The organism is Nostoc cf. edaphicum LEGE 07299, from assembly GCF_015207245.1.
Lineage (GTDB): Bacteria > Cyanobacteriota > Cyanobacteriia > Cyanobacteriales > Nostocaceae > Nostoc > Nostoc edaphicum_B.
This window is the reverse complement of the sequence record NZ_JADEXF010000018.1, coordinates 1-12174: the sequence shown is the minus strand read 5'-3', so window position 1 is coordinate 12174 and position 12174 is coordinate 1. Positions and strand designations below refer to the sequence as shown.

The following is a 12174-nucleotide window of genomic DNA, read 5'->3' as shown; positions in this document are numbered from 1 at the left end:
AAAATAAGGAGTTAGAAATGACTACAACGGCTACTACCCCCAACGTTGAACTAGCAATCAACACAATTTTTGAGGTATTGGGCGAACCAACTGATGAATGGCAACGTCAGGCATTAGAGCAATACAAAAAGGGTGATGCGATCGCAGTTAAAAAAATTAACGCCAGTCATCTCAGGGATTTTTACTGTAAATGCCTGGGTTTTCTGGTCAGTGCAACAAGCACCAACCCTGCTCTACGCAAGCTTTTATCCGCCGCGACCAACGCTGCTGCTGACCACGCGCAGGTGAAGACCTTAGATAAAATCAGTGATGGAAATGCGATCGCTTTTGATTCCAGTGATCCAGTAGGTAATGCAACCCAAAACATTCTAAGATTCCTCACGCCCCAAACTGAATATCATCATCTCGCGCTAGCTTCCAGAACTAATTACGATGCTCTAAAAGAACTTGAGAAGGAAAATCCAGAGGATAATTTAATCAAAGTTTTGTTGTATCTAACCAAGGCGAAACCAGACTCCCCCGCACTGTTCACGATCATTGCTGAAGCTGGGACAACGGCGGCGCTGTATGTTAGAAACTTGGAACATCAAAAAATCACGGATGCGATTAACACAGCACTTAATTAAGGGGAACAGATGTATAGCACTGAAGTTTTAGACGAGATGACCAAGCTAGTTTTTATGGTTAAAGACCAGCTTGATTGCTCATTTGATGAGGCTTGTGCAACAACCAGAATTATCCTTCAGAAGGTGAAAAGGAAGGAGATTGTGGTAAATAGTTCATTGAAATCTTCATTACCTACTTTCTTAGAACAGGTAAGAAGTAGTAATTTTTCATAGAGGAAAAGGGCGATGCCTGCGGCGGGCTTTGCCTACGCGGGTTGGGGGTGCGATCACTGCTGCTCTCAACTAACAATTGTCTTAGAGCAAAAGGCGATCGTGAGGGCGCGATCGCTTTAAATTTTCAATTTTAAGAAGCATTAACAACATGAAGGAAACACAAATTGTACCAGTTATCGAAACTCGTGTAATCGAGGGAAAAACCGAGTACCGTGCAACCTATTATTCTTTTGAGAATTACTAATACATCAGTGCCACAAGTCAACAAGGAAATTGTAGAAGTGATCTGTCTTCATTTTAGTCAAACTGGAAGCTTTTATCTGAGCAAGTAACCTACATAACCAGCTAAGAACAACTTTGAAAACTCATAGAGTATTGTCCTAGCTGATGGGTCTATCACTGATAGAGAAGCTACAGTAATGAAGGTTGCTGCAAATACAGAGACCAGGATCTGTTCCTTACTCATATAAACCTCATGAAGTTAGTTCTGAAAGCCTGAAACGACAAAGTTTTCTTAATGCACGTATGAGTTTTAAGAATAGACTTTACTCAATTATTTTTCTTTCAGCTTCTTGTAATGCGTAGCCTTGACAGGTATATGTCCATTTTGCCCATCAACAGATTGAGAAATTTTATAGTTTGCCAAAAATTGCTGCTTAGAAGTTGGAGTTTTTTTTATATCTATTGATTTTGGTTTTTTCTCTTCTTTATTAACATCTGGAAGCCTTGAAAAAAGAAAATATGCCAAAGCCTTCGGCAAAGGCTTTTTTAAGATTGAGATAAAAGCTATTAGTGGAAAGTTCATATACATTTGCTCCTCTTTTAACCACGAGATATCTCAATCTTAATTAGTTCATCGCTATCTGGACTCTCAAAATAAATTGCTCCCCCTTTATTCATGTGTTCACGAATTAGCTCATCTACTTTGATAGCCTGCTCGATTGCTTCACTGAAAGAAATTCCCGTTTCCTTTGCGTATTTTTTCAGTTTTTCTAATTCTGGCTTTGGAAGAGAAATTGTAGTTTTTGCTACACTTGGACGACCTACTTCTACTTGGATACTTTGAATCTTGCTGGAATCTGGTTGCTTTTCTTTCATTTTTTCGATTATTGAACTCCAAACCTTACATTTATATTCTTCACTAAAGATTCTAAAATTGACTCTGCTTTAAGGAGTATATTTTAGGATTCTTTGGATAACCTGCTTTAAAAGATGAATATGCATACCACTACAAGTATTCTACATTATCCATCACCAATACACCACTATCATAGGCTGAGTCAAGTATTACGGTTATGCAATCGCTCCATATTTTAGGATTCTTTGCATAACCTACCCTAAAGGATGAATATTCATACCACTAAAAGTATTCTACATTATCCATCACCAATGCACCACCATCATAGGCTGAGTCAAGTATTACGGTTATGCGATCGCTCCTTCCCATCCTCTAAGAATCATCGGAGCATCATGATTAAGCAACAGCCACAGCAGATTTCCTCGCTCGAAAATTTCAGGCGATCACAGTTATCACAACCGGATCGCCTCATAAATACTTATTTACTTAAATACTGCATTACTGCATTAATTACTGCATTACTCTTCTACATCCTTAAGTGCTTCATCCAACAGAAGCCGCACAATCTCAACCTTTTTCCTGCTTGTCTTAGCTGCCAGCACAGATAACTTACGGTGCATTGATTCAGGCAAGTCAACAGTTAGTCTGATTGTTGGCTCTTTAGAAGGTTGTTGAAGTTCAGACATGAGATTAAACTTAGCTGGTTGCGGGGTAGATATAGGTGATATAGGTAATGTAGATTGTGGTACAGGTTCTTGCTCTAGTGTTGGCTGAGTCTCGCTTTGAGTGTCTGAGTTTGCAGTCTCCTGGCTTTGGGAACCATAAACAAACTCATGGGCAAGGGCATCATCTAGGGGCTTTCGCTTTTTGGCAGTCATGACAGCATCCCCAGGATTTCTTTAAACAGTCGCTCATACTCCCGTGCTGACTCTGCCGCTTGACGGCCAGGTAAATCCCAAATTGTTGCAGCTTGACCAAAAGTATCTGCGATCGCTTGTTTCTGGTGAATCACAGTTTTTAGTACCGTCGCTTCTTTGGATTTAGATAGAAGTGCGATCGCTTCACCTAATAATTTTGTACCCTTAACAGCACGACTGATGAATATAGCGGCTTGGGGCGCACCACCTCGCACAGACTGAGCTTGTCTGATTAATCGCACAGCGTCACTTGCTGACTGTAAATCTAACCCTGTGGGCTGACAGGGAACTACAGCTAGATCGGCTCTAAATAATATTGCTCTGCTGGCTTCAGACAAACCGGCTGGGCCATCTATTATTAGATGGTCACATTGCGCTGCTAACTCTGGGATTTGCTCTAAGAGATCATCAGGTGATTGCAGCACAGTTGTAGGAATTTTGATATCATCCATCGACTGAAGCCAAATTGAGCTGCTACGTTGAGCGTCAGCATCTAGCAAATGGACTTTGTGACCTTTACGGGATAACCAGCACGTTAAATGAACGGCAGAGGTAGATTTTGAGCAGCCCCCTTTTTGATTGACAAGGGCAATTACTGTCATACTGCATTACTGCATTACTGCATTACTGCATTACTGAATTGATGCAGTAAGTATAACTTAAAAACGTGTATTGAGGGCTTATTACAGTCAGAGAATTTAGCCAAAAAACTGCATTACTGCATTACTGCATTAAGTATATATATGATAGGAAGGCAGTTATAGCTGTTTCGTTATGCCCCCTAAAAGGCTAGAGTTGTAAAAATGGATTGTATATTATCTGCACAAAAAACAACGCACTTGTGAGCATAATGGGGCGATGAGCTACTCTCGCCGCAGGCGATTACACTTTGTGGGTTAATCTGGAAATGGTAGCAAATATTGGTGTCAGAGAAACTTTAATGCTTTCAGGAACAATTCAACCCTACAGTCAAAGACAGACAGTTTTACGAACAATGACGGTGATTTTCTCATTCTTGGGCAAGAAATTCACCGCTTGGGTTTGTGGCGAATGCTACGGTTAGAGCTATTGTGGGGACAAAAGGCAACTGCCCAAGCTGACCAATCGTTTATGAATGATACTCAATTTTTTGGAATTATTGGAATTATCAAGTTTAATACGCTGCAACTTGAAAACTTCTCAGCACTCATTGAAGCAAGCAAGCAATTACAGCACCAGACATAATTATCAATCAGTTTATGCCCCTGGCTGCTAGCCATTATCGCGCAAGGAAATTGCGAAGCTGTAGCTCTTAAATTTCTTTGTCTGTCCTGCTTTCATCAGCACGATCAGCAGCTTCCTGATAATTAGCTTCAGCAATGTACGTCAAGCGATCGCATCCAAATTACAGGCAGACAACTATATATATAGATAAAGTTCTGCATCGTAAGCTATTGCGAATACTGGAAGACTCCGGCTTTGATGGTGATTTTTCAGAATGGGTTGAGCAGAAGATGAAGAGTGAAATCAGGGATAGGGAGGGGCGATCACAATGAGTTATCAAATCAAAAAACACGTTGAAACACTATCTGAAATTCAGAGAAAAATTTTAACGGTTCAACCTGAAAATGATGAAGCTGCAAATTGTTTGAATGGTGCTTATGCTGGTATAACGCAGGCAATTGAGTCACTAGAAAAATTACAGGATGTATTGTTAGAAGCGGCTATTGATGCCTACGATAACCCCAAGGAAGAACGCAATAAGTTATGATTTGGGTAGACAAAGCTACCCAAGTCTAGCCATGAGCCGACCACAATTAAACATCAAGTTTGATGGTGAAGGGGAGAAAGAATTACTTGAGATTGTCAAGACACGGGCACAGGATGAACGTATTTCTCTCAAAGAGTTTGTTTTGGATGCCTTGAAAAATCGCCTGACAGTTCACCTTGCTACCCAATCTACCCAACCTAAACCAGCTGTCACTAAGCCAGAGGTAGACGAACTGAAGCGGCGAATAGTTGATATTCAAATAAGTTTGATGGGTGAGGTTAGGAAGGATAGAAAACAAATTGCCGCACTAGCACAAGCGATCGCTCTGATTGAGTCACGCTTGGATGTCCTCGACCCTCCCAACATAGTGATAGTTGCAGAAGATAGTCAGGCTAGACAGTCTAGACAGCGAGAAACCTGGGAGAATGATGCTGTTGAGTTTTTAGATGCAATCAGCTGGGGTGATGATAATGGGTGAGATTAACGATTTACGATTCACTGCGCCACCATCCGACTTGGAGCGATGGGAATGGTTTTTTAAGGAGATGGAGAAACGCGGACTAATAACTATTTTTGAAAGCTCCAAACACTACGCCAACCGGGGCGACTCGAAACTAAAGCGGCAGTATTTCAAGGTCAAGTTAAATGCACAAAACTCTGATTAGCCCCTGTGACTGTTTCCAAGGGTGTCGAGCCGCATTGTTCTAGTAAACTTTACTAGAACAATGGCGCTTTACTGCTTTCCCTCATCACTCAAACTCATTAGAAAAATAATGCACAAAACCGCGATTAGCCCCTGTGAATGTTTTCAGACCCCTGCCAGAGTATGCAATTAGAGAGTTGATGGAACAGGCAGCACTTGAGAGAGGAATCAGTCTCAAGCGATCTGAATTGGCAAAACTGCAAGAACGCGCCGGTGGCAACCCGATGTTAGCTCAACGAGCGATTGACGAGGAATACTTGGGCTTAGAGGTGGAAGGAGCCGATCATAGAAGATATTTTGACATTACCCCGTTGATTCTTCTAGCGGGAATTGTCTTTATCATCATGCGATTTATTGGTCTGGGAACCAACGATCAGGCATTGTATATTTTTGGTGGTATAGCTGCTGCGGTTTTCCTCGGTATATCAAGACTTCTTTACAATCTCCCTCGTGAAAGTGGGAGAATTCGCTAATGCTAGGAGTTAGCCATCTGTTGATCAGTGGAACCGCTACTAGTTTGTTGTTGGGAACCTCCAGCCCCGCCATCATTACAATCGGTGCGATCGCCGGTCTGTTACCGGATATCGATATATCAACTAGTCCGGCTGGTCGAGTGCTGCCTTGGGTGAGCGCGTTCTTTGAGGAAAAGTTACCGCATCGTAGCTGTACTCACAGCCTAGCTGCTAGTGCAGTTGTAGCAGGTGTCAGTTATGGATTTGCTCTATTGTTTCCTAGTTTTCTCAACCCAGCCCACGCCATCAGCATAGGTTATTTTTTCGGGTGGTTCGCGGATGTCTTTACTCGCGGAGGGGTGGAAATGTTTTGGCCTAGCTCTGTGAGGTGTGTTTGTCCTGGCAACAGAGATTTAAGGCTACGGACTGGAAGCAACGCTGAGTATTTTGTTCTGGTGATATTAGTTGCAATTTCTCTCAGTGTTTTTAACATCAACAATTCTGGGGGGTTATTTACCCAGTTCAACCGTCTCATTGCTTCGCCATCAGGGGTACAACATATATACAACGAATCTGGAAGCACCCATTTAGTCAAAGCTCAGATTAAAGGGGTTAGGGCTATCGACCGCTCAAAAGTTCTGGGGGAATACACAATTATTCAGTCTCACGGTAGCGGTTTTATTGTCCAGTCGTCTACCGGACAAGTCTATAAAGCTGGTACTGAACCAGACGCGCAGATTATTACTGAGGAAATCACTGCTGACGTAGGTAAGGCAGCTGTCACTAACATTGAAACTGTACGGTTGGAAGAAGAACAGGTAGCCAGTGCGATCGCTCGTTTTAATCGTGTTGGGACGAGTGTTTTTGTCAGTGGTCAATTGACGGTTGATGACCCAGATAGCATAACTTTCTCGTCTGACCCTCATCAATTCCCATTTATTAGAGTGTCTGGTACTTCTGTCACCTTAGAAGCCGCGCCCCTCAATTCTGTCACCCAATTTCTGGGAGAGCAGTTTGCTACAGGTCAATTATCAATCCGAGTGATTACAGTCAATGCCTAAACCATTACCAACCGCAGTTTTAAAACCCAATTCTACAAAGAAAGATTCAACCAGTTCATCAGGTATAGTTCTGGGGGATAAAGTAACCTGGAACCCAGAAACGCTGCCAAATGGTCATGCTGTCGTCATTGGTGCATCTGGATCGGGCAAGGTGACACTGTAGCTGCTGGCGATACCATTGCTGACCGTGTAGACGAAAGGGCAAAGCTGGATGCACAGCTTAAAGAACTACAGCTGTCACTGACACAAATCGAAGCTCGTCAAGTTCCAACACCTCCAGGACTTAAGTCAGTTCCATCTGTCAAGGGCTTACCTCCTGTCTCCTATGCCCAGGAGAGGGCGGCGATTGAAAAGGCACAGCTTAAAGTTCTGGAGGAAACCGCAGCACTGGATCTACAAAAGCGATCGCTGTCTGTAGCCCCACCACAGGAGACGGCAGCGCTCGAAGATGCAAAGGTCAAAACCCAGGCAGCTACTAGGGCTTTAGAAATTCAGCAACGCAAAATTGATGCAATCTCGCAGATGGAACTGCCGGAGGCGGTAGGGGAGCATGAAGCCCAGATTTTAGAACAACGTCAGGCCGAGGTGCAACAAGCCGAAGCCCAGGAACGAATGGCACAGGCAAAGCTAGAAGCTGCGAGTCTTAACGCTGCTGAGAAGGAACGTAGTTTATCGGCATCTTTGCAGGAAGCTAGGAGCGCTTTGTTAGTCGCCCAGGCTCAACTTAAATCTGCCGAGGATAGACGCAGTTATCAAGAATATGAGCATTCGTTAGCACTAGCAAAGCGAATTGAGGAAGAAAATCAAGCAAACCAGTCCTACTCTCGTCAATTGATGGAAACTGAGGCTCAAAAGCGAGATAAGGATTTTCAAGTTGCCCAGGTTAAGGGCAGGATTCAAGAGGTTGACAACAGGTTAGCTCAACTATCAACTGTTAAATCGCCATATTCCGGGCAGGTGAGGAGAATCAAGTATGTTGGTCAAAAAGATAAAGACCTCTCGGTTGAAGTTACTCTTGTTGTCAGTGGTACTGATGCCACTCCTACTAGATAGAGCAGCGATCGCTATTGCCGACTTACAAGTTAAATTGGCGCAAATGCAGCGTGACAGAGCGCAACTCAACGATACTATTCGAGAGAAAATATACTTAGCAATTTTTGATTTAGATGATGCAAAACGAGAGTTTCAAATATCTCAAGAAGTTGCTAAAAGGTCATCTCAAAGGATGCAATTAATTGAAGTGGAGTATAGATTAGGGCAGGGTACAACAAATTCTTTTCTATCAGAAACGTCATCTCTTGATAAAGAAAAAGCTACGACTTACCGCGCTTGGACTCAGTTACGCTCAAGATTAGAAAAGGTTAAATTACTAGTGCTGGGTATAGATGGATTGTAAGTAATAAAGGGCTGGCTAGCAGCCCCAAATTTTGATTACATCACGATTCTATATTTGAGGCTTGTACAGAACATTGTTAATGCAACGAGGTGCGTATCCAGTAGCAACAGCAGCAGTATCAATATCAGTACCATTAACCTGAATTGTTCCTGATACTGGATATTGTGCAGAAGAACGCAACGAAATAAATCCACAGGCATTGACATTAACTTGTCTAGAAAGTGATATACCTGGGAATGCAACCGCGTGTTGACTAAGTGGAGTTTGACCAACAATTACAAAACTACCGTCAGGAGTTTTAAAATTAGAAGCTCGTTCAATTTCTGCTACTCCATTGATACAGCGAGGGAGTGTATCTGTAGCAGAAATGTTGAATCTTGATACAAAACTTTACATATTTAATTACACTAACTCTAAAAAGTCCAAAATAGTCAACATGACATCATCTCCTCAAACCAATGAACATAACTGATTTTCTGACACATACAAGATTGTAAATAGCGGAATTTATCTAATAGCGTATGTCCCCATTGTTGTGGGATAGATAATATTTGTAAAATTAGATAAGCTATTAAACTAACGTAAATTTGTATGGTGATACCATTGACGTTTTTAGTAATTAACTTGTCGAGTTTTAAATGCATTTTTAAAAACTTCCACAATAGTTCGACTCCCCAACGTAATCTAGAAATGTCCCTAATTTCATCATCAGTAACTGCTGCATCTCCTGACTCAGGTAAATTAGTCACTAAGCGAAACTCAGTTTTCGTTTCTAAATCACAAAAATTAATCACTCTAAAAGAAAAGAGCATCATCAGATGCACCAACTTTAAGCAACCCAGTTGATTCCTCAAATTCTAGTTTCCAATTATTTTTTATCCGCAAGACAAAATATTTGTTTTCTTGTACTAATTCTTGAATAAATTTTAGTCCAGCAAATCCTCTATCCATTACTCCAACAGCATTTGTTGGTAAACTAGACATCATTTTAGAACCAAATTTATAATCATGATCATGCCCCAAATTGATGAAGTTATCTGATGGACTTCCAGTAGCTAGATTTAGGGAACTAAAAAGTTTTACTTGATGGTGTCCTAGTATCCATAACAACTTACTGGTGAGAGTGATAATTGTTGAATCAATTGGACAAATCGCATATTTATCGTGTAACTTTTTTTGAACTTTCTTCTGTACTAATTCATTTACTTTTTGGTAAATTTCTTGAAATGGTTTTTGGCTTCGATGTAAATTTGCTTTAGAGAAAGTAGAAATATCTACCTCAAATCCTGTGTTATTTAGTCTCTTAAACAAATCTCGCATACTTGTTAAGCTGTTATCCATAGCATCAGATAGCCAGCACTCAAAGAACAGACGACTGTTCAATACTGGATAATCGTTTTTTGGCAGTCCTCTCAAGATACCTTTGACAATCTTGGGAAATGAATTTATAATCACTATCAAATAGATATACTTTAATCTTCCGCCCAAAATTTAACATATTTTGGGCTATTTTTATCGGATTTTTATTAACATTCAACACTTTTGCCACTAACCCTATAAAAAATTAAATATACTTTGTAGGTTGGGTTGAGGAACGAAACCCAACAAAAATACGAAAATGTTGGGTTTCACTGCGTTCTACCCAACCTACAATCTAAATAGTGACAGTACCACCAGCAGACAAAACTTGTTTTGCTGCTAATTGTAAATTTGGAAACAGAGAGGAAACAAGTTGAGTATCATTTTGAAACAATTGCTTTTGATACTCATCTTCTATTAACTTACAAATTGTAATCGTTGGCTGCTTAGTTTTGCCAATATACTCTCTCCCACCTAGCCCCAAATAATCTATAATCCAATATTCAGGTACACCTAATAAAGCATAATCTTCAACTTTACGAGCGTAATCATTTTGCCAGTTGGTACTAACAACTTCCGCAATTAGTTTAATTGATTTCCCTGATGTGATTACAGGTTATTGTTGCCATAACGGTTCATTAATTAGTTGTGTTTGATCGAGTACAATCACATCGGGGCGAAAAGCCGTACTTGTTCCTAATAGTTTAATCAAACAGCGATGGGGTGTAAAGTATGGTAAATTATGGCGATCTATTTCTACATTCAGTTTTCGACTCGTAAAAGATGATACTTGTTCATGGGGACCTGTTGGTTCCATCTCGATTAATTCCCCATCAATTAGTTCATAATTATTGTTGTCACCATATTGAGTAATAAACTCATTAACATTGATTAGTTTTGGTGCTGACTGTACCATGATTATTTTTCCTTATGATTTCTAATGATTAAGCTGTAGGTTGAGTTTCACTGCGTTATAACCAACGTACAATTATAACTATTTTCAATCCGGTGAGGTACAAGTATCCAAATAGACCTAACCCCCTTCCCGAAGCGGGAATGGGGAACAAATCAAAGCCTCTCTCCTTTTAGGAGAAAGGTTTGGAGAGAGGTCAAAATTGTACCTCATGCTTGTCGAGAACCGCTATATGTAACTACTCATTAAAAAATCTACTTTTATTATTCCTATTTTCCACTAGCTGTTAATAATCTTGCTTGTACAGATTCTAAAATTGAATCTCGAATAAAAGCACTAGCATTAATAATTTCTATCCCTATTAAATCACCATCTTCATTAAGTTCTGCGGTAATATTAGGGCTAATTTCCACACTTCCCGCTTCCCGTTCATCAGAAATAGTTAAATGCAAAATATCCTCTTTTTCAAAATACGCCATTTTAGAATTATTCATAAATTACAAATCTCCCACTTGTTAAACGAAACTTTATTTGCTGACGAGTAGTTGTATGCACAGTTATCGGAGTAATAGAATCATCGTTGATTTCATAAGGTATAATAACCAATTCCTGATTATGTTTACCTACAACAATTTGACTTCCTGTTACTGTATCATCATACCTTTCTCCCGAAAACCTAATAATATTTTCCAAGATACTTAAATCAAACCCCCTTAACTCCGCTCTATATTGCATATAGTCAGTCCAAATAATCTTAACCATATCTCTTAAATATAATTTAGCTTACTCAAAAAATCATTTAACTCTTGCAAAGTCTCCTCCCGTTCCCGTTCCACCGTCCCAGCCGCTACCGCATATTTATCCCCAGGAAATAAAGGTAGAGCGATTTTGTCCTTACTCCTTTTAACCCTTGCCGTTAGTTCATTCTTCATTAACTTTGCTGTAATCTTCTCATCCTCTTCAGCTTCATACTCTAATAATTCCTGTGCCGTTTCCAACAACGAATCAATCTCAGCATCTTTTTGCGCGATATCACTTTATAGCTGCTCAATTTCATCAGCTTCAACTTGAAAAAATGCCTTAATAATATAGGAATCAGGGATTAAAGTAGGACTCCAACCATTTTGGATAATCGTTTTTAAATCATATCTAATGTTATCCCACCAATTAACAAACACACCCGCCACTTGAAACAAATCCAACACATTCACAGGCACTAATTTATTTTTCAAAGAATCAATCAATTCTTGTCGGACATGAGGTAATTGATTGCCATTTTTTACCTCTTGCCTTTTCCCTCTCTGATCAAGCGACGGGTATTCGTTAGGACGGGGTGAAGTAGGTGCTAAACTAGCAAAATCATCCTGAGCTTCTTGCCACCAATCAACTAACAAACTATCCATATTATCAATAATTTGACATAAATCTTGATTGCTTTCAATTAGAGCTTTTAAATCATCTTTTCCCTGAATACGATCGTGAAAAGCATAATAATCAGCATCTTTATCTTGAAACACCAAATCAGATTTTAAACCCAACTTTGCCAGTATATGAGACTTAGCAGCTACTTCCCGTTTAGGAATACCCCCCAATAAATGCGCCCTAACATCTTCCGGTTCGGGTTCTGGGGTATTATCAACATAACGACGCACGTTAAGATTCCAATCATTCCCCGCAATTTCCGCAATATCCACCAACCGCGAATA

At 40.3% G+C, this 12174-nt stretch carries 18 protein-coding genes and 3 pseudogenes; 11 read left to right on the top strand and 10 right to left on the bottom strand.

Features of this window, described 5'->3' with window-relative positions:
* Positions 1 to 626: hypothetical protein (locus IQ229_RS01145; protein ID WP_228012972.1), on the top strand; the 626-nt coding region annotated here is incomplete at its 5' end.
* Between the two features lie 766 nt (positions 627 to 1392).
* On the opposite strand, the gene IQ229_RS01140 is transcribed toward IQ229_RS01145, so the two are convergent.
* From IQ229_RS01140 to IQ229_RS01125, 4 genes are all read right to left on the bottom strand, one after another.
* On the bottom strand, positions 1393 to 1644 hold the full coding sequence (locus tag IQ229_RS01140) for a hypothetical protein (RefSeq protein ID WP_194040509.1): 252 nt from the start codon (positions 1642 to 1644) through the stop codon (positions 1393 to 1395).
* 17 nt (positions 1645 to 1661) lie between these two features.
* The gene (locus tag IQ229_RS01135; protein WP_194040508.1) at positions 1662 to 1937 is read right to left on the bottom strand and encodes a ribbon-helix-helix domain-containing protein; all 276 of its coding nucleotides are present in this window, start codon (positions 1935 to 1937) and stop codon (positions 1662 to 1664) included.
* A 498-nt stretch (positions 1938 to 2435) separates the two neighbouring features.
* Complete coding sequence (locus IQ229_RS01130; protein WP_194040507.1) at positions 2436 to 2795, bottom strand: CopG family transcriptional regulator; 360 nt, start codon at positions 2793 to 2795, stop codon at positions 2436 to 2438.
* The gene (locus tag IQ229_RS01125; protein ID WP_194040505.1) at positions 2792 to 3436 is read right to left on the bottom strand and encodes an AAA family ATPase; all 645 of its coding nucleotides are present in this window, start codon (positions 3434 to 3436) and stop codon (positions 2792 to 2794) included. The genes IQ229_RS01130 and IQ229_RS01125 overlap by 4 nt, the downstream gene beginning before the upstream one ends.
* Positions 3437 to 3741: 305 nt before the next feature.
* Between IQ229_RS01125 and IQ229_RS01120 the strand changes: the two genes are divergently transcribed.
* From IQ229_RS01120 to IQ229_RS01075, 10 genes are all read left to right on the top strand, one after another.
* Positions 3742 to 3897 (top strand): hypothetical protein, encoded by a 156-nt coding sequence (locus tag IQ229_RS01120; RefSeq protein ID WP_194040503.1) that lies wholly within the window; start codon positions 3742 to 3744, stop codon positions 3895 to 3897.
* A complete protein-coding gene (locus IQ229_RS01115; protein ID WP_194040501.1) occupies positions 3885 to 4058 on the top strand; it encodes a hypothetical protein in 174 nt (57 codons plus the stop codon). The genes IQ229_RS01120 and IQ229_RS01115 overlap by 13 nt, the downstream gene beginning before the upstream one ends.
* 307 nt (positions 4059 to 4365) lie before the next feature.
* A complete protein-coding gene (locus IQ229_RS01110) occupies positions 4366 to 4584 on the top strand; it encodes a hypothetical protein (RefSeq protein WP_194040500.1) in 219 nt (72 codons plus the stop codon).
* 31 nt (positions 4585 to 4615) lie between these two features.
* A complete protein-coding gene (locus IQ229_RS01105) occupies positions 4616 to 5062 on the top strand; it encodes a hypothetical protein (RefSeq protein WP_194040498.1) in 447 nt (148 codons plus the stop codon).
* Positions 5055 to 5249, top strand: a complete 195-nt coding sequence (locus IQ229_RS01100) for a hypothetical protein (protein WP_228012967.1) — start codon at positions 5055 to 5057, stop codon at positions 5247 to 5249. The genes IQ229_RS01105 and IQ229_RS01100 overlap by 8 nt, the downstream gene beginning before the upstream one ends.
* Positions 5250 to 5382: 133 nt before the next feature.
* Positions 5383 to 5760: a hypothetical protein gene (locus IQ229_RS01095; protein ID WP_228012965.1), complete on the top strand. Its 378-nt coding sequence runs from the start codon at positions 5383 to 5385 to the stop codon at positions 5758 to 5760.
* Positions 5760 to 6800, top strand: coding sequence for a metal-dependent hydrolase (locus tag IQ229_RS01090; protein ID WP_194040496.1), 1041 nt, complete (start codon positions 5760 to 5762; stop codon positions 6798 to 6800). The genes IQ229_RS01095 and IQ229_RS01090 overlap by 1 nt, the downstream gene beginning before the upstream one ends.
* Complete coding sequence (locus IQ229_RS01085; RefSeq protein WP_194040494.1) at positions 6793 to 6963, top strand: hypothetical protein; 171 nt, start codon at positions 6793 to 6795, stop codon at positions 6961 to 6963. The genes IQ229_RS01090 and IQ229_RS01085 overlap by 8 nt, the downstream gene beginning before the upstream one ends.
* 359 nt (positions 6964 to 7322) lie before the next feature.
* On the top strand, positions 7323 to 7853 hold the full coding sequence (locus tag IQ229_RS01080; protein WP_194040492.1) for an HlyD family secretion protein: 531 nt from the start codon (positions 7323 to 7325) through the stop codon (positions 7851 to 7853).
* Positions 7834 to 8196 carry a TolC family protein gene (locus tag IQ229_RS01075; RefSeq protein ID WP_194040490.1) on the top strand — a complete coding sequence of 121 codons (363 nt, stop codon included), beginning with the start codon at positions 7834 to 7836 and terminating at the stop codon, positions 8194 to 8196. The genes IQ229_RS01080 and IQ229_RS01075 overlap by 20 nt, the downstream gene beginning before the upstream one ends.
* A gap of 431 nt (positions 8197 to 8627) precedes the next feature.
* Here IQ229_RS01075 and IQ229_RS01070 read toward each other — a convergent pair.
* The 6 genes and pseudogenes from IQ229_RS01070 to IQ229_RS01045 form a co-directional block, all read right to left on the bottom strand.
* Positions 8628 to 9651: pseudogene (locus tag IQ229_RS01070) on the bottom strand (IS4 family transposase).
* A 199-nt stretch (positions 9652 to 9850) separates the two neighbouring features.
* A pseudogene (locus IQ229_RS01065) lies at positions 9851 to 10471 on the bottom strand (Uma2 family endonuclease).
* Between the two features lie 266 nt (positions 10472 to 10737).
* The gene (locus IQ229_RS01060; RefSeq protein WP_194040488.1) at positions 10738 to 10962 is read right to left on the bottom strand and encodes a DUF2283 domain-containing protein; all 225 of its coding nucleotides are present in this window, start codon (positions 10960 to 10962) and stop codon (positions 10738 to 10740) included.
* Complete coding sequence (locus IQ229_RS01055) at positions 10955 to 11230, bottom strand: hypothetical protein (RefSeq protein WP_194040486.1); 276 nt, start codon at positions 11228 to 11230, stop codon at positions 10955 to 10957. The genes IQ229_RS01060 and IQ229_RS01055 overlap by 8 nt, the downstream gene beginning before the upstream one ends.
* A 5-nt stretch (positions 11231 to 11235) precedes the next feature.
* Positions 11236 to 11469 (bottom strand): hypothetical protein, encoded by a 234-nt coding sequence (locus IQ229_RS01050; protein ID WP_194040484.1) that lies wholly within the window; start codon positions 11467 to 11469, stop codon positions 11236 to 11238.
* A gap of 36 nt (positions 11470 to 11505) precedes the next feature.
* Positions 11506 to 12174: pseudogene (locus IQ229_RS01045) on the bottom strand (SAM-dependent methyltransferase); the annotation flags it as partial.